The organism is Sorangium sp. So ce131, assembly GCF_051519095.1.
In the GTDB taxonomy this organism is placed as follows: Bacteria; Myxococcota_A; Polyangia; order Polyangiales; family Polyangiaceae; genus Sorangium.
This window is the reverse complement of the sequence record NZ_CP150455.1, coordinates 6,794,216-6,818,778: the sequence shown is the minus strand read 5'-3', so window position 1 is coordinate 6,818,778 and position 24,563 is coordinate 6,794,216. Positions and strand designations below refer to the sequence as shown.

The following is a 24,563-nucleotide window of genomic DNA, read 5'->3' as shown; positions in this document are numbered from 1 at the left end:
AGCTAACGTGTAACTTCGCCGCGCACCGATGGATCCCCGGGAGATGGAAACGCTCATCCAGCGCCTCGTCATCAATCCGCATGACGGAGAGGCGTTAGCGTACGCGCACCGCGCCGGGGAGCAGGACCCGCGATCGTACGCGATGCTGCTCGAGCGGGTCGGCAGCTCCACCGCGGATCCGTCGTACGCCGCCCACTGGCTCAGCGAGGCGGCGAACGTGTGGTCGACCACGATCGGCGACGCGCACCACGCCGCGCGCACGCTCATGATCGCCATCGAGAAGGATCCGACGCAGCGCACGGCGGCGGAGCGGCTCGCCCAGCTCTACCGGGACAAGGGTGATCAGAAGGCGCTCGTCGCGCTCCTGGAGCGGCTCGTCAAGGCGCTCACGCCGCTGCTCTTCGAGAAGCCCGAGGTGCGCGCGCAGCTCTCGACGCTGCACGAGGAGCTCGGCAGGCTGTGGAGCGAGCCGCCCCTGTCGCGGCCGGAGCGCGCCCTCGAGAACTGGCGTCGCCTGGCGGAGCTCGACCCGCACAACGTGTACGCCATCTACGCGGCGCGCGAGATGCTCAAGGCCCAGCAGCAGTACGCCGAGGCGATCCCGTACTTCGCCATGGAGCAAGCGCTCATCGACGACCCGGAGCGCAGGCTCGCCCTCCTGCGGGACGAGGCCGACATCCGCCGCCGCGCCGGCGATCTCGCGGGCGCCACGGCGACGCTGCGGACGGCGCGCGCGTTCGTGCCGCACGACGTGGGGCTGATCCAGGCGCTCGGCGTCGCGATCGTCGATCGCATCGAGGCCGGCGAGCCGGTGCCGCAGGCGGAGCGCGGGGAGGCCGCGGAGCTCTTCGTCGCGCTCGCGGAGATGTACGACGAGGAGTACGGCTACTCGTACTCGGTGCACGCGCTGCGCGCGGCGCCGGGGCACGATCGCGCGATGCAGCTCGCCGATCACTACGGCAAGCAGCTCGGCCGCACGGCCGAGCTCCGGCCGCGCTACCTCGCTTACCTCCAGGCGAACCCGAACGGGTTCATGGCCGCCGAGGCGCGCCGGAGGGCGTCGGTGCCGCCGCCGCCGCTTTCGCCTTCCGTGCCGCCGCCGCCGCCGGCCGCGGGCGTCGCGTCGGCGCGGACGCCCTCGGCGCCGCCGGCCGCGGGCGTCGCGTCGGCGCGGACGCCCTCGGCGCCTCCCGCGGGCGCGCCGCCGGCCGCTCCGGTCGCCGCGATCGCGGCGGCGCAGCTCGGCGAGCCCGCGGTGGCCGCGTTCGCGCCCGCGGCGGCGCTGGCCTCCGCGCCGAGCGCCGGCCCGGCGCAGGGCGCGCCCGGCTCCTCGCCGGCGCGCGAGGCCCCCGGCGGCTCGGCCCCGCCCGAGGCGTCGCAGCCCCCCCAGGAGGCCCAGGCCGAGCTCCCGCGGGGCCGCAGGCCGCAGCCGCTCGCCCAGCTGCGCGACGTGCTCAAGGCCGACCCCGCCAACCCGGACGCGCTCGCGCAGCTCGGCGAGCACCTCCGGCAGAAGAGGATGTTCGCCGAGCTGCGCGACGTCCTGCTCGCGGCCGCGCGTGTCCCCGCGGCGCCGGTCGAGACCAGGAAGGCGCAGCTGCGCGAGGTCGCCGATCTCTGCGAGTCGCAGCTGCGCGACGTCGACACGGCCGTCCAGGCCGTGAGGCAGCTCTGCGAGCTCGACCCGGGCGATGAGCAGGCCCGCGCCGCGCTGCGGCGGCTGCTCGAGCGGGGCTCCCGGTGGGACGATCTCGCCGCGCTGCTCGAGCAGGACGCGGCGGCGGCGCCCGACGCCGCGCGGAAGATCGAGATCGAGCGGCAGCTCGCCTCGCTTCACGAGCAGAAGCGGCGCGATCCGATCGCGGCCGCGGAGGCGTGGGTGCGCGTCGCGGGCCTGTCGCCCGAGGACGGCGCGGCGATCCAGTCCGCCGTCAAGCTCTTCGAGCGGGGCGAGCGGTTCGATCTCGCGGCGCGGGTCATCGGCGACGCGGTCTCCCGCGTCCAGGAGAAGCTCACCCGCGGGCCGCTCCTCCAGAAGCTCGGCGAGCTCCGGATGCGCCTCGAGGAGCCGGGGGCCGCGGGCGACGCCTATACCCAGGCGGCCGAGCTCCTGCGCCAGCCCAAGCTGTGGGAGCTCGCCGAGAAGGCCTACGTCGCGGCGGGGCGGCTCGCCGAGGCGGCGCGGGCGCTCCGCGAGCGGGCGCTGCTCGCCGAGCGCAAGGCGCGCCCGGCGCTCTTCGTCGACGCCGCGGGGCTGCTCCTCGACGCGGGCGACGAGGACGGCGCGCTCGACGCGCTCGAGCGCGCGATCGAGATCGACCCCGCGAGCGACGCCACAGCCCCCGCGATCGAGGAGCTCTACCGGCGCGCCGGCCGGCCGCGGGAGCTCGTGCGCTTCCTCCTGGTCCGCGCCGAGAAGCTCGGCGACAGGGAGCAGCGCGTCGCGGCGCGGCGCGCCGCGGCGAGGGAGCTGCGCGACCTCGGCGACCGCGACGGCATCCGCGAGGCCCTGACGCTGCTGATCTCCGACGGCGACGACGCCGAGGCGCTCGCGTGGCTCGCCGAGGACGCGGGCGAGCGCGGCGATCACCAAGCCAGCGCGGAGCTCCTCCGCCGGCTCGGCGCGGTGACCGACAGCGAGCCCGGCAAGATCGCGATCGCCCTGCGTGAGGCGCGGCTCCTGGCGGAGGGCTCCGGCGATCTCGAGGGGGCGATCGCGCGCTACGAGGCCGTCGTGGCGGACATCGATCCGCAGAACCGGATCGCGCTCCGCGCGATCGCCGAGCTCGAGGAGCGGCGCGGCGATCTGCGCAGGGCCGCCGGCGCGCTCGAGCGCGAGCTCTCGATCTCCACGGGCCCCGATCAGATCGAGATCGCGCAGCGGCTCGCGGCCCTCTACGAGGGGCCGCTCGACGATCCGCACGCCGCCGTCCGCGTGCTCGAGATCGTGCACGCCGCCGAGCCGGACGACCTCGACGCCGTCGCCCGGCTGCTGCAGCTCGCCGAGCGGCTCTCCGACTGGCCGCGGGTCGCGCGCCTCATGGCGATCCTGATCGAGGTCGAGGGCGACGACGACGAGGCGTCGAAGATGACCCGCCGCCTCGCCGAGATCCTGGAGCGGGAGCTGGGCAAGAGCGACGAGGCGCTGGCGCTGCTCGAGCGGCTCGCCGATCAGGGCGACGAGCCCTGCCGCGAGGCGTATGTCGCGCTCGGCGACCGGTCCGGGTGGAAGGGGATCGTCGCGACCAAGCTGGTCGCCTGGAACGAGTCGATCGCGCGCGCCGGGCGCGACGTCGCCCTGCGCGGCGCCCTCGAGCGCTTCGTGGAGGTCGGGCGCAGCCGCGACGCCTTGCGCGTGGCGATGGAGCTCGCGCGCTCGCGCACCGCCGACGCCGGCCTCGCGGAGAAGCTCGAGGCGATCGCGGTGGAGCTCAGGGATCTCGACGCCCTCCCCGTCGCGCACGAGCTGCTCGCGCGGGAGCTGTCGGGCCCGGCCCGCGCGGCCGAGCTCGTGCGGCAGGCCGAGGTGCGGGTCGCGCTGGGCGTCGATCCGAAGGAGGCCATCCTGCACGGGGAGAGCGCGCTCGGCAGCGTGCCGCCGGCCGAGGTCGAGCCGCTGCTCCTGAGGCTCGCGGCGCTCTCGTCGTCCCCGGATCAGATCATCGATCTGTACGAGCGCCAGGTGAGCCGGTGCCGCACGCCGGCGGATCGCCTCGCGGCGCTCGCCCGCGCCGCCCAGATGGCCTGCGAGCGAGGCTCCATCGATCGGGCGCGCAGCTTCTTCGAGCTGGCCCTCGGCGGCGGCGTCCAGGAGGAGACGATCGCCGTCCTGGAGCGGGTGGCGATGGACGGGGACGAGCGATCCGGGTCGAGCGCGCTCCGCACCAGCCTCGCCGAGGCGCTCGCGGCCGGCGGCCAGGGCTCCCGCGACGGCGGCCGCACCCGGGCGACGCTGCTGCGCCGGGCCGCCGCGATCGCCCACCAGGATCTTCACGACGTGGATCGCGCGTTCGGCTGGCTCGACGACGCCCTGCGCGCGCAGGTCGACGACGCGTCGCTCGACGCGCTCGAGGCCCTGGGGCGCGAGGTGGGCGACGTGCCGCGCGTGGCCGCGGCGCTGAGCCGCGCGCTCGACGAGGTGTTCGACGGCCCGCTCGTGCGCAAGCTCCTCCAGCGGCGGGCCAGGCTGCGGCGCGACGTGCTCGGCGACCGGCAGGGCGCCGCGGCGGACCTGAAGAAGCTGCACGACCTCTCGCCCTCGGATCAGGACGTGATGAACGACCTGTCGGGTCTCCTCCAGGAGCTCGGCGATCACCGCGGCATGATCCAGCTGTACGAGGATCAGATCCTGCGCGGCCGCGATCCGGCGCAGCGGGCGGAGCTCGCCCGCAAGGTGGCGCGCCTCCTCGAGGAGGAGATCGGTGACGCGCGGGAGGCGGCCGACGCCTGGCGCCGGGTCCTGCGCATGAAGGCGGGAGACCCCGATGCGACCGCGGGGCTGGAGCGGGCGAAGACCGGGAACCTCCGGCGAGCCCCGCCGCCGCCCGTGATGTCGAGCCGGCCGCCGAGCCGTCCGATGACGGAGCCGCCGCCGGTGCCGCGGCCGCCTTCCGCTGAGCCCGGCGCGCCGAAGGCGCCCGCGGCCGCCGCGCTGAGCAACGGTCACGCCGGCGCCGCGGTGTTCGCGGGCGCCCAGGCGCTGCCGGAGCTCGCCGAGCTGGCCGGAGCGCCGGCGCCGCAGGTCGAGCCGGAGCTGCCGGCCGACGCGCCCGAGGGCGCGCCGGTCGCCGAGGCCGAGCCGAGCCGTGGTGCCGCCGACGTGGCGCCGCCGGACTGGCAGGCGAGCCACCCGGGGATGGCCGATCTCGCTGCGCCGGCCGCGTTCTCCAGCGTGCCCCCGGCGGAGGCGCCGGCATACGCTACGGAGGCGCCGGCATACGCTGCGGAGGCGCCGGCATACGCTGCGGAGGCGCCGGCATACGCTGCGGAGGCGCCGGCATACGCTGCGGAACCGCCGGCGTATGCTGCGGAACCGCCGGCGTACGCTGCGGACGCCCCGGCATACGCTGCGGAGGCGCCGGCATACGCTGCGGACGCCCCGGCATATCCGGCTGAGTCGCCAGCATATCCGGCTGCGGCACCCGTGCCCCCGCCTCTGGTTGCCTCTTCCGTGCCCCCGCCCCTGCCTGCGGCGTCGGCCCCGCCTGCTTCCGACGACGTCGACGTCGACGACGACGTGGCAGAGGTGGAGTTCGTCGACGACGAGCCGGGGGCTCCCTAGGACACCGATCGCGTTGATCGAGCGAGAAATGAACCGCCAAGGCGCCAAGAACGCCAAGGACGCCAAGAAGAAGATGATGTCTTGGCGCCTTGGCGGTTCGCAACGCGGCTCGTTCCAGGCGGACCCAAACCACTTGTCGCTCTGGCGCCTGGAGAGCCGGTCCCTCTGATCTTCCCCCCTGCGCTCCGACCTGGCGACACGGTCGCCGTGATCGCCCCCTCCAGCCCGTTCGAGCCTACCCTCGTGTGGGTCGGCATCGGCTGGCTCGCCCAGCATTACCGCGTGCTCTTCGACACCGGCGGCGGCCCGCCGCTCGCCGGCGACACCGGTCGGCGCGGCGATCTTCCGCTCGCCGCCGCGTCGAGCCGCGGGCTGTTCGCGCGGGCCGGCTACCTCGCCGGCAGCGACGCGCGACGCCGGGACGAGCTCGCCCGCGCGCTCGAGCACCCCGACGTGCGCGCCGTCTTCGCGGCCCGGGGCGGCTACGGCGCGAACCGCTTCGTGCACCGGATCGACTGGCGCGCCCTCGTCGAGCGCCCTCGCTGGATCGTCGGCTTCTCGGACGTCACCGCCCTCCACGTCGAGGCCGCGCGCATGGGCGTCGCCTCGCTGCACGGTGCCCACGTCGCCGCGCTCGGGCGAGCCGACGCCCACGCGCGCGCCGCGCTGCTCCGCACCCTGGAGGACCCGCTCGGCGAGCGCCGCTTCGGCGGCCTGACCACGCTGCGCGCCGGCGCCGCCGAAGGGCCGCTGTTCGGCGGCAACCTGAGCCTGCTCCACGCCTGCGCCGCGGCCGGGCGCCTCCAGGTGCCGGAGGGGTGCGTCCTCCTGCTCGAGGACGTCACCGAGCGCCCTTACCGCATCGATCGCATGCTCGCCACGCTGGAGGTCGGCGGCCACCTCGCCCCGGCCGCCGCCGTGATCCTCGGCGGCTTCGACGAGTGCAACCCCGGCCCGGACGGCATCACGGTGGACGACGTGCTCCGCGACCGGCTGCTCCCGCTGGGCGTCCCCGTCGTCGCCGGGCTGCCGATCGGCCACGGGCGGCGCAACGAGCCCGCCCTCCTCGGCGGCGCCGCCCGGGTGCTGGCGCTCGGCCCGGACGCCGCGGTCACGCTCGCGGGCGCCTGAGCGACCGCGGCCGCGCCGCCGCGCGCCGTCACCAGAAGATGCTCTTTCGCTCCTTCAGGCCGAGGTTCAGCATCGACTGGATCCTGCCCTTCACGAGGCCCACCTTCTCCTGGATCACCGCGTCGTCGTCGTCGGGGTCGCCCCGGAACGTCATCGGCTCGCCGAAGTAGATCCGGTATTTGGTCGGGAGCGGCAGCTGGCCCCCGGGGACGAGCAGCTGAGGGATGATGGGGAATGTCGGCATCCCGAGCGCCTTCGAGACCGACTCGAGGTTTCCGAGCGAGATGTACTGCTCCTCGCCCCCGATCACCGCGATGGGCAAGATCGGCGTGTCGGTCTCGAGCGCCAGCCGCATGAAGCCGAGGCCGAAATCGAGCAGCTGGTAGCGGCTGGAGAACCCCTTCGAGATGCCGCGCGTCCCCTCCGGGAAGACCAGGATCGCGGCGCCCATGTCGAGCAGCCGCCGCGCGTTCTCGGGCACGCCCACCACCTGGCCCACGCGCGAGAAGAAGGTCGCCACGAACGGCAGGGTCTGCGTCCACTTCTCGACCATGCTCCGCATCACGCGCGGCGGCTCCGCGTCGAGGAACAGCGAGGCCGCGATGAGCATCCCGTCGAACGGGAGCTGGCCGGAGTGGTTGGCGACGAGCAGCACCCGGCCGGGCGGGACGTTCTCGATGCCCGACACCTCGGTCCGGAAATAGAAGCGATGAAAGAACGCGGCGACGCCGACCGCGTACCGAGCCCACTCCGGATCCAGCCCGAACGGGTCGACGCCCTCCGACGCGTGCGGCAGAGCGACCCGCCGCAGCCGGTCCTCGAAGTCCTGGCCGAGCAGCCGGATCGTCGTGTCGTCGAGCGTCTTGCGCAGACCGTCGACCCCGAGACGCGCGAGCGGCAGCGCCGTGTGCGTGGCGAAGTGGCCGAGCCTGGCGAGCGTCCTTGTGCTGGCCATGGGCGCACGACCATAGCAAAACTCGCGTGGGCCTGCACCGCAGGAAGGTCTTGACCGTCGGCCTCCCGGAAGCGACCGTCGAGCCGATGAGCGAGCGAACCCCCGGTCGAAGCCGCCGCCCCGCCGCCGACAGCGATCCGTCCCTCCGGCCCATCCTGATCACCGGCATCTGCGGCCGCCTCGGACGGCGGCTGGCGCGGCGTCTCCACCGCGAGCGGCGCGTGATCGGCGTCGACCGCCGCAGCTTCGACGGTCGCCCGAAGGACATCGAGCATCACCAGATCGATCTCCGCCGCAAGAAGACGCAGGACATCTTCCGCCAGGAGCAGCTCGCGGCCGTCGTCCACCTCGGGGTCATGCACGATCCGCGGGTCAGCCAGATGGAGCACCACAGCTGGAACCTCGCGGGCTTCCAGCGGCTGCTCGAGTTCGTCGCGCAGTACGACGTGCCGAAGCTCATCGTGCTCTCGAGCGCGAACGCCTACGGGCCGCGCCCCGACAACCCGCAGTTCCTCACCGAGGACGCGCCGCTGCTCGGCGGCGCCTCGTTCAGCGAGATCCGCGACCTCATCGAGGTCGACATGGTGGCGCAGTCGTTCTTCTGGAAGCACCCGCAGACCGAGACGGTCATCCTCCGGCCCGTCCACATCCTCGGCTCGGTGCGGAACGCGCCGTCGAACTACCTCCGGCTCAACGTGATCCCGACGCTGCTCGGGTTCGACCCGATGGTGCAGGTCATCCACCAGGACGACGTGGTCTCCGCGATCGTCGCGGCGCTTCGGCCCGGGGTGCGCGGCATCTTCAACCTCGCGGGGCCGGCCCCGCTGCCGCTCTCGCGCCTCATCGACATGACGGGGCGGACGCGCGCGGCGATCCCGCACTTCGTCATGCAGACCATCGTCCCGCGGCTCTGGCGCTTCCGGGCGACCTCGTTCCCGGCGCCCGAGCTCGATCACATCCGCTACGTGTGCATGGTCGACGACCGGCGGGCGCGCGACATCCTCGGCTACACGCCCGAGCACGACATCCAGGAGACCGTTCATGCGGTCGACGGCATCGTCTGACGGGCGCGCCATGAAACGATCGACCCGGATCGAGCGGCTCGCGGGCTACTACGAGGATTTCGCGCCCGACTACGTGTCCACGTGGAAGGAGATCCAGCATTACGAGAAGCAGGTCCGCGCGTTCCTGCGCGAGGTGGTCGTCGACGGGACGCGCGTGCTCGACGCGGGCTGCGGCCCGGGCCACCTCACCCGCGATCTCCCGGCGTCCGTCGACGTGGTGGGCTTCGACATCGCCGACGGCATGCTCGAGATCGCCCGCAAGAGGCGGCCCCACGGGGCCTATCACCGGCACGACTACCACCTCGCGATCCCGCGCTCGTGGGGGCGGTTCGACGCCGTGCTCGCGCTCGGCACGCTGGAGTTCTGCGACGACCTCGGGCTCGTCCTCGAGAACCTCGCCCGCGCGATGCGGCCCTCCGGCCGCATGCTGGTGAGCATCGTCGAGCGTCGGCCCGACGTGCGGCTGCACGATCGCGCCGCGCGCCCGCTCTCGGAGGTCGAGCTGTCCGGCGTGAGCATGTATCTTTACACCTTCGCCGAGCAGGCCGAGGCCATCCAGCGCGCGGGCCTGCTCCCGCGCAGCTACCGGCACCACCCGGGCTGGCGGCACACCGAGTACGACGTCGACGTGCTCTACGCGCTCTGGGATCTCGAGGCGCCGCGCGGCCGCCGGTGAGAGGCGCCGCAGCCAGTCTTTCCGCGCCGCTTCGTCCGCGGTAAAGGAATCCCGGTGCGATGGCGGTGAAGCTCGGGGGCACCTTCCTGACCTGCGCGATGGGGCCGCTGAACCACGCCGGCGCGTGCATTCAGGGCAGCCGGGTGCCCGAGGGGATCCGCGAGCTCGCGCCCGATGGGCTGCTCGGCGGTTTCCAGCGCGGCGTCCTGCAGGCGGCGAAGCTCGCGGGCGTCCGGGTCGAGGACGTCGAGCGCCTGCTCCCCATGGAGGAGGTGCGCGAGGCGATGGAGCGGCTCGGGGCCAGCCAGGTCGAGGCGCTGCTCGCGTGGGAGCTGCACGCGGGGCGCATCGGCGGGCTGCTCGAGGGGGTCGCCGAGGTGACGAACCACGGGCGCGCGCCGGACGCGAGCCTGTGCCTCGAGCGGCTCGCGAACAAGGTCCGGCGCGATCGCCCGTTCTCCGAGCCGCTCCAGCTGCTCGCCGAGGACGTCAAGCACTGGCAGGCGACGATCGCCCGCTGCCGCAAGCTGCTCGACGAGAGCGGCGGCGGCGCGCTGGCGAAGGCGTACCGCCGCCGGCGGCTCCGCCGGGCGGCGACGATCGTGGTCTCGGGCCTCGTCATGGTCGCGGCGCTCGCGGTGATCGTGCGCGTCCAGGCCGCCCGCGCGCGGGTCGACGCGCTGCTCGCGCGCCCGGAGGTCTGCGCCATCCGCGACGTCTCGGAGGCCGACCTCGGCCGGGCCTCGAGCGAGCAGCAGCGGCGCGTGGCCGCGCGCCTCGAGGCGTGCGCCGCGGAGGAGGCGCGCGAGGCGCGCGAGCGCGAGGCGCGGCTGGTCGCGGAGGAGCGGGCCCGCGCGGAGCAGCGGCGCCGCGAGGAGCGCGACGTGAAGTGCGCGTCGCTCGCGGTGCGGTTCAAGGCGGGCGCGTTCTCGGAGGGCGACGGCGCGCTCGCCGGCGTGAGCGACGACCTGCTCCGGCGCATCGCGCAGCGGCGGCTCACGGCCGCCGACGTCGGCCCGAGCGGCCCGGTGATCCCGTGCGACGGCGCGCGCGGCGGCGACGCGCTGCGCGACGCGTTCGCGGACGCGATCGTCGCCTCCGTCTGGACGTGGGTGCCGAGCGCCGATCCCGGCCCGAAGCTCGGCGAGGTGCTCGCGCCGCGCCGCGCGGAGCTGCCCCCCCGCGCGCGGACGATGATCGCGGTGCGCACCGTGAACGAGTCCAAGCGGGCGATCGTGTCGGGGGATCCGGCCGCGCTCGGGCGGGCGTCGCGCCTGTGCGCGCTCTCCGCCGCGCTTCAGATCGCGGGCGGCCCCGCGTGCGCGGCGCTGGCGAAGCTGATCGCGAAGCAGGCGCCGTGAGCCAGTTCCGAGCGTCACACGTCTCGGCCAGGGATCCCGAGAGATTTCAACGCAAAGGCGCAAAGGCGCAAACCAGAATTTTCTCTGTCTTTTTGCGCCTTTGCGCCTTTGCGTTGAAATCTCTCTTCGCTCGCCGTGATCCCTGCCAAGACCTCTGACAGGCGGACCTAGCTGGCCCGCGCGCCTGCGGTGTCAGCCGTGCTGCGCCCGCAGGCGGCGGTCTTTACCGGAGCTCAACGCGGACGAGGAGCGCGTCCCGAGCGCGGGCAGGAGGGGCCGCGCGTGGCGCTGCGCGGGTGAGCCGAGGGCGCGCTCGGCGACGGCGCTTGGATGTGAGGAGGGGAGGAGGGGAGGGGCGCGGGCGCAACGCGCGGCGTGACGCCCGCGCAAGGGCCTACTTGAAGGCGGGGATCGTCTCCGAATCGAGCACGCAGACGTTCCTGGGGTCCCCGACCTCGGGGTCCGGGTCAGCCTCCGGGTTGGGCACGCACGTCACCTTGAGGTCCGGGGAGATGCCCGAGTGGGGATCCTCGCAGATCGTGTTGTCGGGTTCGTCGTCAGTCGAGCAGTCGACCTGCGGCCACAGCCCGACGACCTTGTACCTCGCCGTGCAGCCGCCTTCCGAGTACGCGAGATCAGCGTCGAACTGATTCCCGAGGTTGGCGGCGGTCACGAACACGCGCAGGTTGCTCCATTCGAACTTGCGCGATCCCGGCTCCAGCGGCTCGGCGACGTCGCCAGCGCCGCCGGCGCCACCTTCACCCGCGCCGCCGGCTCCGCCGTCGCCAGCGCCGCCAGCGCCGCCGGCGCCACCTTCATCCGCGCCGCCAGCGCCGCCGTCACCCGCGCCACCAGCGCCGCCGTCACCCGCGCCGCCGGCTCCGCCGTCGCCAGCGCCGCCGGCTCCGCCGTCACCAGCGCCGCCAGCGCCGCCCTCGCCAGCGCCGCCCTCGCCTCCGCTACCGGGCAGAACCACCACCTCGGCGGGAGAGAGGGTCGGCACCGTGCAGATGTCGTTGTCGTCCGGCTCGATCGACGTGAAGGCGCCGATCGCGTACGGCTTCAGGTCGGGGTTCTCCTCGACGGTTGTGCCGCCGCGGGTCCATCGGCCGAACTTCAGCGTCTGCAGCGCGACGAGCTTCTTGTTCCTGTCGGGATACCCCCCGGCGTCGGCGTTGTACGTCTGCATGCCGATCGTCGCGACCGTCAGCCCTCCGCAGGGGGTGTCGGCCTCTCCCTCGACCAGGATGAACCTCGCCGCGAACGGGTAGACGGTCGCGCTGCCGACGGTGCATTCGGGCTTCGGCTGCGAGCAGCCCGGGGACACGGCCGCCGCGAGCGCCGAGAGCCCCGCCAGCCAACCAAGCAATCGGATCTTCATCGCTTGCTTCCTTTCACGAGCGCGCCCGCGCCTAGAACGTCACCCGCGCGCCGAACCGGAACTGCCGCGGCTGCTGGTACTGTGTCGGCTTTCCGAAGTTCGGGTTCTTGTCCCTCTCCGCGTTGAACGGCTGGCCGTCGAGCGTGGTCAGGCAGCTGTCGCCGCTCGCCGGCTCGAGGTCCTCGATCGTCCCCCCGGCGCACGGGACCACATAGGCCGTCGTGTAGCGCTGGTCCCTCGCGGTGACCGCCTGGAAGTTGAAGATGTTGAAGACGTCCATGGTGACGGTCAGATAGCTGTCCTTCGCGAGCCGCATCGAGTAGCCGATGCGGCCGTCGATGTTGTGGACCCACGGCAGCCGCTCCCCGGAGCCGCGGGGCAGGATGAAGGACTCGTCGGAGCCGTAGAGGGGGTGCGCGCCCCAGAAGTCCGTGGGGCCGCCGGAGCGGGACCTCAGGGTGAGGCCGAGGTCGACGAGCGAGCCGCCCGGGATCTCGAACGACTTCGCCCCGTAGACCTTGATCTCGTGCCGGCGATCGCCCGGCAGATCACCCTCGCGGTTCTCGAGCAGCGAGGTCAGGTCGAACTCGGAGGTGATGTTCGGATTGAGCTGGTCGGTCTCCGGGCGGAAGAGGCCCGCGTAATTGCCCCGCAGGTAGGAGAGCGTGTAGCTCACCTGGGCGAGCCAGAGGTCGGCGAACGACTTCTGGAAGTAGAGGGTGAGCGCGTCGTAGTTGCGCGTCGCCTCGGGGAAGTCCCGCGCGATGCCCTTGCCGGGGTTGCCGATGAAGTAGGTGCTCCCCTCGTCGCGGCTCATGTCCTCGATGACGTTGTGCATCCAGCGCTTCGTGTACGTCGCGCCGACGCGCCCGTCCGGGATGACCTCGTACTCGCCGCCGAGCACGAGCTCGTCCGACGACTGCGGGCTGACGTCCGGATCCACCGGCGTCTTGCCGCTGCCCGTCGGGGTCCAGACCCGGTTCGGGTCGTACGCCGCCGGCGCGATCCCGTCCTGCTCCGCCAGCTCGACGCCCTCGATCCGGTTCTCGTCGCTCTGGCACTGGCCGGGGCCGCTGCCCATCGCGTCCTTGAGGTCGTTCGGGTTGCACCCCGGATCGCTCGGATCGTCGTAGTTCTCCGCCGCCCGGTGGAACCCGCGGACCTGCCGCTCGTCGCCGAAGGCGCGATCCACGAGGGAGAGGGGAACGCTCTCGTAGTAGCGCGCGTAGTTCGCGAAGAGCTTCGACTTGCCCTCCTGCGTGACGTCGTAGACGACGCCGATGCGCGGCGACCACTGGTTCGGCAGCGCCATCCCGGCGTCCCCGTCGTTGTCGAACAGGTACTGCGCGTCGTAACGAATGCCCACGTTGACGGTGACCTTGTCCAGGATGCTCCAGCTGTCCTGGACGAAGCCGCCGATCGTGGTGGACAGCGACGACACCGAGGTCTCGGGCTGGATGACGTACTCGTTGGGCCCGGGGCCGGTCAGGAAGCCGAGCTGCCGGCTGTCCTCCCAATAGAGGCCGTTCAGGCTCTCGGAGTAGGTCACGCGGCCCGGGTACGCCTTCAGGTGGTCGTACGTCATGATCTCGCCGTCGATCCCGCCCTTGACGACGTGGTGGCCGAGGCCCTCGAAGATGCTCGTCACCATCGCCTTGAGCTGGAAGCGATCCTGCGACTCGTCCTCGGTGAAGTTGGGGCCGCCCACCCAGTACTGGCGCACCGCGCACGGGACGCGGGTGGCCAGGATGGGGTTCCCCTCGGCGTCGGTCTCGCCGGTGTCGACCTGGGTCTGGCGGCACAGCTCCTGCGCCTCGGGCGAGAGGGTCTCGAACCGGTCGATCGAGTACCGCGGCCCCGTCCTCCGCCAGATCGCGAGGGGCATGCCGGCGAGGCCGTTGCTCGATCCGATCTCGGACTCGTCGGAGGGCAGCCGCGCGTTGCGCTGGTGGTGCCAGCCGAGCGTCGCGTCGAACAGCAGGGTCTTGTTGTTGAACGCCGACGACCATTTCAGCGCGACGTCGGTCGAGGACGACACGAACTTGAGCGCGAGCGCGTCGTAGGTGCCGACGATGTTGGCGACGTCCATCGCGCCGATCTGCGGGTCGTACGACCAGGCGCCGTTGCCGCCGGTGGTGGAAGGCGAGCCGTACACCGACAGCGCGACGCTGTGATCCGGGTTGATCTGGTACGTCAGCTTGCCGAGGTACTGGAACGTCCGCTCCTCGGCGCGGTGGTAGGTCGTCGAGCCCGGGAGGTAGTCGACGAGGTTGAACCCGGTGTCGGGGTCCCGGACGGGCGTCAGGCTGTCGCCCTCGTACCGCGTGGCGTAGAGGCTGCGCTCGCGCGTCAGGCTCGACAGCGCGAGGTCCGCGCCCGCGAAGAACCAGAGCTTGTCCTTGAGGATGGGGCCGCCGACCTCGAAGCCATAGTCGCGGATGGCCGCGACGCGATCGTCGGTCGAGATGGTCTCGCCCTGGCGCCGGACCTTCGTGCTCTCGGCCTCGAGGATCCCAGGGACGATGTTGAAGAAGAACGAGCCGTGGAACTCGTTGCTGCCGCCCTTCGTGACGACGTCGAGCACGCCGCCGGTCGAGCGGCCGTACTCGGGCATGTACCCGCCGGCCACCACGTTGACCTCTTTGATGAACTCCATCGTCAGGGGCGTGCCGATGATGCCGTACGCCGGATCGTTGACCGAGAGCCCGTCAATGACGTACTGGTTTTCAGGCGACGACGTACCGGCGATCGACGTGCCGAACTCGTCGCTCTTCGCCCCGGGGGTGACGGCGGCGACCGACTCGAACGAGCGGACCGCCGTGCCTTTCCCCCCGGGGGGCGCAACGGCGATGCGGCGCGTGAAGTCGCCTGTAATGTTCTGCCCCACCGAGCTCGACCCGACGTCGACCGTCGGCGCGCGGCCGACCACGACGATCTCTTCCGCCTTGAGCGCCTCCGGGAGGAGCTCGACGTTGACGCGGATGGTCGTGCCGGCGCGGATCGTGATTCCCCCGCGCCCGTACGGCTTGAAGGCCTCTTTTTCGAGGCGCAGAGTATAGTCGCCCGGCGGCAGGTTCGGGATACGGTACTGGCCGGAGGCGTCGGTAACGACGAGCTGCTCCCCCTGCAGCGCCGGTGAGGTCGCTGTTACGACCACATCCGCCACCGGCGCCTTGCTCGAGGCGTCGGTTACCCGTCCAAGGAGAACGCTGTTGCCCGTCTGGGCGAGCGCAGGGACGGCGGTCAACAACGTCATGGCGAGCAGCAGCAGCGCCGCCCACAATCGCAACGGGGCACGTAGTGAGCGCGCTCCGTGTTTCATCCTCTTTTCGAGAAACTTCACGGAATTCCCTCCAGAAGTGTAGGGCCCTCGAGTTCCGCCTCACCCTAGACAGGAATCGCGCGAGACAATAGACTTTTTTGTAGTACTTGGTCCCCGGTACACTCCGGGTAGGCGCGGCGAGCCGGAGCGCGCCGACACGCGGCGGCGCCTCCACGCCGAACACCTCGAGCTTCAGGAGTTGCAACCCCTCATGTTCGACTCGGTACTAGGTCGGGCCACGGCCACTCAGGGGCGCCTCGGGACGGGCGCTGTGCTCTCGATCGTCGCCCATACGGGGATCGCGGCTGTCCTTATCTGGCAGGCCACGCAGCCTCGGGTCGAGAAGCCGAAGGACGTCGAGGTCACGTTCTTCGCCGCGCCGCCGCCCCCGCCGCCTCCGCCTCCGCCGCCCCCTCCCGCGGGCGGCGCGGCGAAGCCGAAGGTGGAGCGCATCGAGCAGCCGAAGCCTGTCAAGACCCCTGACACCATCTACGACATGCCGGAGAAGCCCAAGGCCAAGGCGCCTGAGCCGGAGCCGCCCAAGGAAGAGGCGCCGGCGCAGGAGGGCGGCCAGGAGGGTGGACAGGAAGGCGGCCAGGTGGGCGGGACCGTGGGCGGGCAGGTCGGGGGACAGATCGGCGGGACCCTCGGTGGGACGTTGGGAGGGCAGGTGGGCAGCACGGCGCCGCCGCAGAACGTGGTGCTGCCGTTCGGCGCGGGGATGAACCGGCCGACGATGATCTCGGGGCGAGATCCGCAGTACACGCGCGAGGCGCTCGCGGCGCGCGTCGAGGGGCTCGCGATTGTCAAGTGCGTCATCAAGGTGGACGGCTCGTTGACCAATTGCCGGATGGTCAAGTCGCTGCCCCACATGGATCGCGCGATCCTCGATGCGCTCTCGGGCCGCCGCTACACGCCGGTGATGTACCAGGGGCGGCCCGTCTCGGTGGACTACGTGTTCAACATCCGCCTCAAGCTCCCGTGACCACCGGATGCGCGGGGGTGTTGTTGCACGGGCGGGGCACGTAGTAGAGAAGGGCACGGGGTAGGTCCGCTCTGCGGCACAGTCGAGTTCGCTGCAGCGCCAGAGGCGCTGAACAGCACAGTTGAAAACCACCACGACACCATGGAGCGCCGGGGAGGCGCGAGCGAGACGATGCAATTCACCTTGACTGAGCTTTGGGGCCACATGGGGGTCTTCGCGAAACTGATTGTGTTCGCGCTGGCGCTCATGTCCGTGTCCTCCCTGATCATCTTCGGCGAGCGCCTCATCGTGTCCTTGAAGTCCCGCGCCGCCTCCCGCGCGTTCGCGCAGAAGGTGGGTCCGATGCTCGCCAGGGGCGAGTTCGACGGCGCCCGGACCGCCGCCAAACCCAAAGACGAGATCGGCTACCTCGGGCGCGTGATCGGCGCCGGGCTCGCCGCGTATGCGTCGACGGCTCCGTCCCGGCTGCCCGCGAACGGGCATGAGCGCGACGGTGTGGTCGAGTCCGTCTCCCGTGCCCTGGAGCGGCAGGCGCAGCGCGAGGTGCTCAGCCTGAAGCGCGGCTACGGCCTGCTCGCCACGGTCGGCTCCACGGCGCCGTTCGTCGGCCTGCTCGGGACGGTCATGGGCATCGTGACCGCCTTTCAGCAGATGGCGGCGTCCGGCTCCGGCGGCCTCGGCACCGTCTCGGCGGGTATCGCCGAGGCGCTCATCACAACCGCCTTCGGCCTGCTCGTCGCGATCCCCGCGGTCATGGGCTACAACTATCTCCAGGGCTGGATCGACGCCCGGGCGATCGATATCTCGGAGTCGTCGAACGAGTTCCTCGACATCGTGGCGAGGCGGCTCGACGGCCGCCTCTCGTCGGCCTCGGAAGAGGCCGCCTAGCAGAGAGCCCGCGCCGCGCCGCGCCTCCCCGGCCGCGCCTCGCGGCGGGGGGGCGCCGCGCCGCGCCCAAGCCGGAAGCGAGCGCCCCTCATGGGAATGGCCGTCGGCCCGCAGAAGGGCCCCAAGAGCGAGATCAACGTCACGCCGCTCGTCGACGTCGTCCTCGTCCTGCTCATCATCTTCATGGTCGTCACGCCGATGCTCCAGCGCGGCAAGGACGTGAAGCTGCCGCAGGCCGCGAAGGTGGACGAGGAGAAGAAGGATGTGGACCCGCTGATCCTCTCCGTCACGCTGGAGAAGACGGTGTGGGTCGAGAGCGACCAGTATGACGACGCCGGCCTCGCCGAGCGCCTCACGCGCGAGTTCGCGGCGCAGCCGGGGCGCAAGGTGCTGGTCAAGGGCGACCAGCGCCTCTCGTTCGGCGACGTGCGCAAGGTCATGGAGACGGCGCGCAAGTCGGGCGCGAAGAGCGTGTCCCTGGCGGTCGAGGAGCTGAAGGGGAGGTAGCGGCGATGAGCGCGCGCACGAACAAGAAATTCCTCGTCAAGCCGGCGGTGCCGCTGAACTCCGACATCAACGTGACGCCGCTCGTCGACGTCGTGCTGGTGCTCCTCATCATCTTCATGGTCGTCACGCCGCTGCTCGAGAAGGACATCGGCGTGCGCATCCCCGACACGGAGCAAGTCAAGGAGGACACGCCGCCGCCCCCCGACCAGCTCGTGGTCCGGGTGAGCGCGCAGGGCGAGCTCCAGGTGAACGACGAGAAGGTCGAGCGGGCCGACCTCATCGCCAGGCTCCGGCCGATCCTCGATCGCCAGAGCAGGCCTCAGGACAAGATCGTCTTCGTGGTGGCCGACGACGCCGCCGTCTACGGCACGGTCGTCGAGGTGCTCGACAGCGCGCGGGCGGCCGGCGCGCACACGCTCGGCATGATGACCGAGCTCCCCGACGCGGCGCCCAGGTGAGCGCGGCGCTGCGCCGGGCCTGCCGCGCGGTGAGCGGGCTTCTCCGGGCGCCGCGGCGCGGGTAGCCCGCGCGCGACATGCTTGCGTCGCGCGCGGGCGCGACCTACATCGCCCACCTCGAAAGCGAGGTCGTTGATGTTGCGGACCGAATGGGTGGAGAAGCGCGCCGGGAGCCCGAACCAGACCCAGATGCACTTCGCGAGGAAGGGCATCATCACGGAGGAGATGGAGTACGTCGCCCGCCGTGAGAAGCTCGCGCCCGAGCTCGTCCGCAGCGAGGTCGCGCGCGGGCGGATGATCATCCCCGCCAACAAGAACCACCTGAACCTCGAGCCGATGTGCATCGGCATCGCGTCGCTCTGCAAGGTGAACGCGAACATCGGCAGCAGCCAGACGACGAGCGACGTGAGCGGCGAGCTCGAGAAGCTGCGGTACGCGATCAAGTACGGCGCCGACACGGTGATGGACCTGTCGACGGGCGGCGACATCGACGGCATTCGCCGCGCGATCATCGAGCACTCCCCCGTGCCGATCGGGACGGTGCCGATCTACCAGGCGCTGGAGGTCTGCAAGGGCACGGAGAAGATGAGCGCCGCCGATCTCATCGACATGCTCGAGCACCAGGCGAAGCAGGGGGTCGATTACTTCACGATCCACGCGGGCGTGCTGCTCGAGCACCTCCCGCTCGTGAAGGGCCGGCTCACCGGCATCGTGTCGCGCGGCGGCTCGATCATGGCGCAGTGGATGATCGAGCACCACAAGCAGAACCCGTTCTACACGCACTGGGACAAGGTGCTCGAGATCTGCGCGAAGTACGACGTCACGATCTCGGCGGGCGACGGCCTCCGGCCCGGCAGCCTGCACGACGCGAGCGACGCGGCCCAGTTCGCCGAGCTGAAGACGCTCGGCGAGCTCACGAAGCGCGCGTGGGAGAAGGACGTGCAGGTGATGATCGAGGGCCCCGGGCACGTGCCGTTCGATCAGATCGCCATGAACGTCCAGAAGGAGATGGAGCTCTGCCACGAGGCGCCGTTCTACGTGCTCGGCCCGCTCGTCACCGATTTCGCGCCCGGCTACGACCACATCACGAGCTGCATCGGCGCCACGATGGCCGGCTTCGCCGGCGCCGCGATGCTCTGCTACGTGACGCCGAAGGAGCACCTCGGCCTGCCGAACGCGGACGACGTGAAGCAGGGGCTCATCGCCTACAAGATCGCGGCCCACGCCGCGGACGTGGCGCGCAAGCGCCCGGGCGCGCGGGATCGCGACGACGCGCTGAGCAAGGCCCGCTACGCCTTCGACTGGAAGCAGCAGTTCGCGCTCGCGCTCGACCCGGAGACGGCGCAGGCGATGCACGACGAGACGCTCCCCCAGGAGTACTTCAAGACGGCGGAGTTCTGCTCGATGTGCGGCCCGAAGTTCTGCTCGATGCACATCAACCGCGTGGTCGACGAGTACAACGCGCGGCAGGAGACGGAGAACGCGCCCACGAAGCGCTCGCTCGCGCTCGTCGATCCGGCGTGAGGCGGCGGCGGGCGCGCGAGGGCGCGCGGCGACGGGGGCGCGAGGGCGCGCCGCGGGCCGCGGCCCTCGCGGGGCGCCTCGCCCTCGCGGGGCGCCTCGCCCTCGTCGCGTCGTTCGTCCTCGTCGCGCCCCTCGCGTGCCGTCGGGAGAGCGCCACGGGCGCCTCGTCGTCCCTTCCGTCGGCGGTCCCTGCGCTCTCCGCGGCGCCGCGCCCGCCGAGCCCACGCCTCACCGATCCTCGCTGGCGCCGCGCCGCCGGGGATGACCCGCTGGAGCACGCCCGGCTCGCCGAGGCGGAGGGCGCCTCCGGCCTGCTCGCCGCGCTGGACGACGGCGGCGAGATCGCGCTCGCGGCCCTGCGCGCGCTGCCGTACGCCGACGATGCCGACCTGGCGCTCGCGCCCCTCGCCGAGCGCGCCCGCGGCGCGCCCGCGGCGTCGCTCCCGCCCCTGCTCGACGCGCTCCTCGGGATCACCGGGCGTCCGCCGCGCCCCCGCGAGCCGCTCGACCCGGACGGGACCCGCGCCGCGGCGGCGATCGTCCTGGAGCTGTCGAACAGGCGCGACCTCCCCCCCGAGCTGCGCGCCGTCGCGATTTCGGCGTCGCGCGCGCTGGCCGACAAGGGGCTGCTGGACCCGGGCGGCATCCCGTCGGATCTGGATCCCGAGATGCCCAGCGCTGGCGCAGCCGGCGGCGACACGCCGCGGCCTTGACGGCGCGCGCCGCGGCGGCCGCGCGAGACGCCGCGCGGCGCCCCGGCCTGCCTGGCCGCCGCCGCGCTTTAGGCCCGCCGGGTTCCATTTTGATACCTTCCCCCCCGTGACGACGCCGTACACCTCGGAGGCCTTCCTCCACCAGCTCCTCGGCAAAGCGCTTGCCGCCCACGCGAGCGACATCCACCTCAAGGTCGGCCAGCCACCGGGCGCGCGTGTGCGCGGCGACATGGTCTATTTCCGGGTCGACCGGATCCGCCCCGAGGACAGCGAGGCGGCGGCGCGCGTGCTGCTCGCCGGCCGGCCGGCGCGCGAGCTGCTTGCGACCCTCCAGGAGTACGACACGTCGTACGTCGTCCCGGGCCTCGGCCGGTTCCGGGTCAACATCTACCGCCAGCGCGGCTCGCTCGCGATCATCCTGCGGAGCATCCCGCTCAAGGTGCCGACGTTCGACGAGCTCGGCGTCCCGTCCGCGGTGCGGGCGATGGTGGAGCACGACCACGGCCTCGTCCTGGTCGCCGGCACCGCGGGCAGCGGCAAGAGCACCACGCTCGCGGCGTTCGTCGGGCAGATCAACGCGACCCTGCCGCGGCACATCATCACGCTCGAGGACCCGGTGGAGCACGTGCACGAGGACGGCCGCTCCAGCGTGAGCCAGCGCGAGATCGGCGTCGACACCGCGGATTTTCCGACTGCGCTGCGCGCCGCGCTGCGCCAGGACCCCGACGTCGTGCTGATCAGCTCGCTCCGCGACAGCGAATCGTTCGAGCTTGCCCTGCACGCCGCCGAGACCGGCCACCTCGTGCTCGCCGCGGTGCACACGCCGGACGTCGCGCGCACGATCGGCCGGCTGATCGCGCTCGGGAAGAGCCCGAGCGAGGCGCGCGACCGGCTGGCCGACAGCCTGCAAGGGGTCGTCGCGCAGCGCCTGCTTCCGCGCCGCGACGGCGCGGCGGAGGTGCTGGCGTCGGAGGTGCTCGTCGCGACGGCCGCGGTGCGAGAGGCGATCCGGCGGCCGGAGGGGAGCCCGTCGCTGCGCGAGCTGATGGAGAAGGGGATCACGCCGTATGGGATGCAGACGTTCGAGGTCCACCTGCGGCAGCTCGTCGCGCAGGGCGTCATCGCCAAGGAGACGGCGAAGGCAGTGACGGCGCTGTAGCGAATCAATGCCGAAAGCCGAAAGACGAAGGACGAAGCACGAAAAGGGGAGACGGGAGACGACGAGCGGGCCCAACAAAAGCGGCGCACCTCGGCGGCGGAGTCTCCCCGGCGCGCACACACCTGCTCCCACCCCGCCACGAGGCTCGACTCCCCGAACCTCTCCCTCGAGCGCCGGCGTGGGGGCGCCCGCGCGGGTCGCTTGCGGCGGCGCCTCAAGCCTGGCTATGAGAGCGACCCCATGCTCGAAGGGATCGAACGAGAAGCGGTGGAGCACAACGGTGGGCGCAGTGAGCCAAGCGGGCGCGCCCCGGCGCCGGGCGCGGTACGTCACGACTGGACCGTCGCGCAGGCGCTCGCGCTGCACGATCTCCCGCTCTTCGAGCTGATCGACCGCGCCCGCTCGGTCCACCGCCAGTTCCACGGCGAGCACGAGGTGCAGCTCTGCACCCTGCTCAGCGTCAAGACCGGCGGCTGCCCCGAGGACTGCGCCTACTGCCCGCAGTCGAGCCACTACGAGACCGAGGTCGGCCCGGAGCGGATGCTCGACGTCGGCGCGGTCCTCGCGGCCGCGGAGCGCGCGCGCGAGGGCGGCTCGACGAGGTTCTGCATGGGCGCCGCGTGGCGCGAGGTGAAGGACGGACCCGCCTTCGAGCGCGTGCTCGACATGGTGCGCGGCGTGAAGGAGCTCGGCCTCGAGGCGTGCTGCACGCTCGGCATGCTCACCGAGGACCAGGCCCGCCGCCTCAAGGAGGCCGGCCTCGACGCGTACAACCACAACCTCGACACGTCGCGGAAGGCCTACCGGTCCATCATCTCGACGCGCACGTACGACGAGCGGCTGATCACGCTCCGCAACGTACGGCGGGCGGGGATCACGGTCTGCTCGGGCGGGATCATCGGCATGGGCGAGTCGATCGCCGACCGCTGCGAGATGCTCGTCGAGCTCGCGCGCCTCGATCCCCACCCGGAGAGCGTGCCGATCAACGCCCTCGTGCGCGCCGCGGGCACGCCGCTCGAGAGCCTGCCGCCGGTGGACCCGATCGAGTTCGTCCGGATGATCGCGGTCGCCCGGCTCATGATGCCCCGCGCGATGGTGCGCCTCTCCGCGGGCCGGACCGAGCTCACCCGCGAGGCGCAGCTGCTCTGCATGTACGCCGGGGCGAACTCGATCTTCTACGGGGATAAGCTGCTCACGACCCCGAACCCGGGCCCGGACGAGGATCGCGCGCTCATCGAGAAGGCGGGGCTCCAGCCGATGGCGCCGGCCGCGCGGTAGCGCGCCGCGCGCGCCGCCTGCGCGCGCTGTCCCGGCGCTAGCTCAGCTGGGCGGACTCGGCCCGCGGGCGCTCCTCGCCGCGCGGCGCGACGTGCACCGTCCGGGTCGGGTACGCGAGGCGCGACCCGCCCGCCGCGACGGCCTCCAGGAGCGCGATCAGCATCTCGTGCCGGATCGTCCGGAACTCGCCGAAGTCGCGCGTCTGGAACCAGGCCATCACCTCGAGGTCGAGCGACGACACGCCGGGGCCGCTGAGGCGCACGACCACATCGTCGGGCCAGATCAGCGGGTGCGCGCGCAGCGCGCGCTCGCAGCCCTCGGTGACGGCGCGGAGCTGCTCGGGCGTCGTCTCGAGCACGAGGCTCAGCACCCAGGCGAGGCGCATCCGGTCGCGCGCGGTGTACGACTCGATCTGGAGATCGGCGAGCTTGCCGTTCGGGATCGTGACCACGGTCCGGTCGAGCGTGCGGATCCGCGTCGATCGGAGCCCGATGGTCTCGACGGTGCCGAGGACGGCGTCGATCTTCACGAAGTCGCCGACCTGGAGCGGCCGGTCGATGCCGATCGCGACCGAGCCGAACAGGTTCTCCACGGTCTTCTGCGCGGCGAGGGCGAGGGCGACGCCGCCGATGCCGAGGCCGGCGATGAGGCTCGCGACCGGGTAGCCGAGCTCCGACAGCACGGCGATCACGCCGATGATCAGGATCGAGACCTTCGCGATCCGGCCCATGAGCGGCACGAGCGAGCGCGCCGCCGGGTTGTCGCGCGTCGCCGGGGCGTTGAGCAGGCGGCCGCCGATGGCGTCGATCGAGCGGAGGGCGAACCAGAAGACGGCGACGAAGAGGCCGGCGCGCAGGACCTGGTCGAGGAACTGCTCGGCCGGCACGTAGAGCCCGAGCCACGGGAGCGCGGCCTCGATGGCGAGGAGCGCCCCCGCGAACGTGAGCGGGCCGTTCGTGCACCCGACGAGCACGTCGTCGAGCGTGGAGTTCGTCCTGACGACGATCCGGCGGAGCGCGGCGCGGAGCAGGAAGCTCAGCACCGCGCCGGCGAGCCACCCGATGAGCGAGAGGACCGGCAGCGCGAGCCACTGCCACAGGAGCAGCTCGCGCGGGCCCGGGCGCAGCAGCACGGGCGGCAGGTTGTCGCGGAGCCAGCGATCCTCGAGCCGCGCGTACCACTCGGGGACGCGCTCCACGGTGGCGCGCGAGAAGATCCAGCGCGCGCCGTCCGCCGTCGTGCGCCGGACGAGGCGCACCGGCTGGAGCCCGGTGCGGGTCGGGATCCTGCCGAGCTGCTCGACGCCGCCCCCGAGGTTGTCCTGGGTGTCGCCGAGCGGGTTCGGCGAGAGCGTCTCCGGGTCGAGCCAGAGGTGCCGATCGAGCACCGCCTTCAGCTTCTGCGCGAGCTCCGCGCCGGACGCCTTCGGCGGCACGTCGAGGAAACGCGCGGCCTCCTCGTAGTCGCCCGCGCGGCAGAGCTCGAAGTACTGGCGCACGGAGGCGCGCGGCGAGTCGGGTGCGACCGGGACCGCCTCGGGGTCGACGCCGTCGACGGCGGCCGCCGGGGGCGGCGCCGAGGGGGGAGGGGGAGGCGCCAGCTCCCCGGCGCTCGCCGCCAGCAGGACACATCCGAAGGCGAGCGCGAAGGCGAGCACGGCGCGGATCCACCACGTCGCCCTCGGTAAAAAGCGGAGTCGTTGCGGCGCTTCAGGTTCTGTCCGGGGCATGGGCCCTCCTATTCCATCGCGCGGTGGGTCTGTCGACCGCGCGCCCACGGCGTGACCTCCCCGACATGCATCGCGTGCGTAGCCCGTGTGGCGCGCGTAACACGCGTGGCGGTGCGGCGTGCGCGACGTGCGCGGCGCGCATGGCGCGGCG

At 72.3% G+C, this 24,563-nt stretch carries 17 protein-coding genes; 13 read left to right on the top strand and 4 right to left on the bottom strand.

Annotation, left to right across the window (positions count from 1 at the left end):
- Window positions 1-43 precede the first annotated feature (43 nt).
- Both WMF43_RS24870 and WMF43_RS24865 read left to right on the top strand, forming a co-directional pair.
- The gene (locus tag WMF43_RS24870) at window positions 44-5,281 is read left to right on the top strand and encodes a hypothetical protein (protein ID WP_437683700.1); all 5,238 of its coding nucleotides are present in this window, start codon (window positions 44-46) and stop codon (window positions 5,279-5,281) included.
- 207 nt (window positions 5,282-5,488) lie between these two features.
- Window positions 5,489-6,412, top strand: a complete 924-nt coding sequence (locus WMF43_RS24865) for a S66 peptidase family protein (protein ID WP_437683698.1) — start codon at window positions 5,489-5,491, stop codon at window positions 6,410-6,412.
- Between the two features lie 28 nt (window positions 6,413-6,440).
- Here the strand turns inward: WMF43_RS24865 and WMF43_RS24860 are convergent, their stop codons facing one another.
- The gene (locus tag WMF43_RS24860) at window positions 6,441-7,367 is read right to left on the bottom strand and encodes a lysophospholipid acyltransferase family protein (RefSeq protein WP_437683696.1); all 927 of its coding nucleotides are present in this window, start codon (window positions 7,365-7,367) and stop codon (window positions 6,441-6,443) included.
- An 86-nt stretch (window positions 7,368-7,453) separates the two neighbouring features.
- On the opposite strand from WMF43_RS24860, the gene WMF43_RS24855 reads away from it, so the two are divergent.
- Genes WMF43_RS24855 through WMF43_RS24845 form a run of 3 tightly spaced genes read left to right on the top strand, consistent with a single transcriptional unit; the run spans window position 7,454 to window position 10,468 of the window.
- On the top strand, window positions 7,454-8,431 hold the full coding sequence (locus WMF43_RS24855; protein WP_437684081.1) for an NAD-dependent epimerase/dehydratase family protein: 978 nt from the start codon (window positions 7,454-7,456) through the stop codon (window positions 8,429-8,431).
- A 10-nt stretch (window positions 8,432-8,441) separates the two neighbouring features.
- Window positions 8,442-9,107 carry a class I SAM-dependent methyltransferase gene (locus WMF43_RS24850; protein WP_437683694.1) on the top strand — a complete coding sequence of 222 codons (666 nt, stop codon included), beginning with the start codon at window positions 8,442-8,444 and terminating at the stop codon, window positions 9,105-9,107.
- Window positions 9,108-9,166: 59 nt separating this feature from the next.
- Window positions 9,167-10,468, top strand: a complete 1,302-nt coding sequence (locus WMF43_RS24845) for a hypothetical protein (RefSeq protein ID WP_437683693.1) — start codon at window positions 9,167-9,169, stop codon at window positions 10,466-10,468.
- Between the two features lie 394 nt (window positions 10,469-10,862).
- Here WMF43_RS24845 and WMF43_RS24840 read toward each other — a convergent pair whose 3' ends face one another.
- Both WMF43_RS24840 and WMF43_RS24835 read right to left on the bottom strand, forming a co-directional pair.
- Window positions 10,863-11,849 (bottom strand): hypothetical protein, encoded by a 987-nt coding sequence (locus WMF43_RS24840; RefSeq protein WP_437683691.1) that lies wholly within the window; start codon window positions 11,847-11,849, stop codon window positions 10,863-10,865.
- A gap of 31 nt (window positions 11,850-11,880) precedes the next feature.
- A complete protein-coding gene (locus WMF43_RS24835) occupies window positions 11,881-15,138 on the bottom strand; it encodes a TonB-dependent receptor (RefSeq protein WP_437683689.1) in 3,258 nt (1,085 codons plus the stop codon).
- A 244-nt stretch (window positions 15,139-15,382) separates the two neighbouring features.
- On the opposite strand from WMF43_RS24835, the gene WMF43_RS24830 reads away from it, so the two are divergent.
- The 8 genes from WMF43_RS24830 to bioB all read left to right on the top strand — a co-directional run bounded on the left by WMF43_RS24830 (window position 15,383) and on the right by bioB (window position 22,683).
- Entirely contained in the window at window positions 15,383-16,156 is a 774-nt protein-coding gene (locus WMF43_RS24830; RefSeq protein ID WP_437684079.1) for an energy transducer TonB, read from the top strand.
- A 171-nt stretch (window positions 16,157-16,327) separates the two neighbouring features.
- Window positions 16,328-17,044, top strand: coding sequence for a MotA/TolQ/ExbB proton channel family protein (locus WMF43_RS24825; protein ID WP_437683688.1), 717 nt, complete (start codon window positions 16,328-16,330; stop codon window positions 17,042-17,044).
- Window positions 17,045-17,134: 90 nt separating this feature from the next.
- On the top strand, window positions 17,135-17,551 hold the full coding sequence (locus tag WMF43_RS24820) for an ExbD/TolR family protein (RefSeq protein ID WP_104982412.1): 417 nt from the start codon (window positions 17,135-17,137) through the stop codon (window positions 17,549-17,551).
- 5 nt (window positions 17,552-17,556) lie between these two features.
- Window positions 17,557-18,009 carry an ExbD/TolR family protein gene (locus tag WMF43_RS24815; RefSeq protein WP_437683686.1) on the top strand — a complete coding sequence of 151 codons (453 nt, stop codon included), beginning with the start codon at window positions 17,557-17,559 and terminating at the stop codon, window positions 18,007-18,009.
- A 138-nt stretch (window positions 18,010-18,147) separates the two neighbouring features.
- On the top strand, window positions 18,148-19,533 hold the full coding sequence (thiC, locus tag WMF43_RS24810) for a phosphomethylpyrimidine synthase ThiC (RefSeq protein WP_437684077.1): 1,386 nt from the start codon (window positions 18,148-18,150) through the stop codon (window positions 19,531-19,533).
- On the top strand, window positions 19,530-20,246 hold the full coding sequence (locus WMF43_RS24805) for a thiamine biosynthesis protein (protein WP_437683684.1): 717 nt from the start codon (window positions 19,530-19,532) through the stop codon (window positions 20,244-20,246). Before thiC ends, WMF43_RS24805 begins: the two co-directional genes overlap by 4 nt.
- 106 nt (window positions 20,247-20,352) lie before the next feature.
- Window positions 20,353-21,405 (top strand): type IV pilus twitching motility protein PilT, encoded by a 1,053-nt coding sequence (locus WMF43_RS24800; protein WP_437683682.1) that lies wholly within the window; start codon window positions 20,353-20,355, stop codon window positions 21,403-21,405.
- Between the two features lie 240 nt (window positions 21,406-21,645).
- On the top strand, window positions 21,646-22,683 hold the full coding sequence (gene bioB / locus WMF43_RS24795; protein ID WP_437683680.1) for a biotin synthase BioB: 1,038 nt from the start codon (window positions 21,646-21,648) through the stop codon (window positions 22,681-22,683).
- Between the two features lie 37 nt (window positions 22,684-22,720).
- On the opposite strand, the gene WMF43_RS24790 is transcribed toward bioB, so the two are convergent.
- Complete coding sequence (locus tag WMF43_RS24790) at window positions 22,721-24,340, bottom strand: mechanosensitive ion channel family protein (RefSeq protein ID WP_437683678.1); 1,620 nt, start codon at window positions 24,338-24,340, stop codon at window positions 22,721-22,723.
- Window positions 24,341-24,563: the final 223 nt, after the last annotated feature.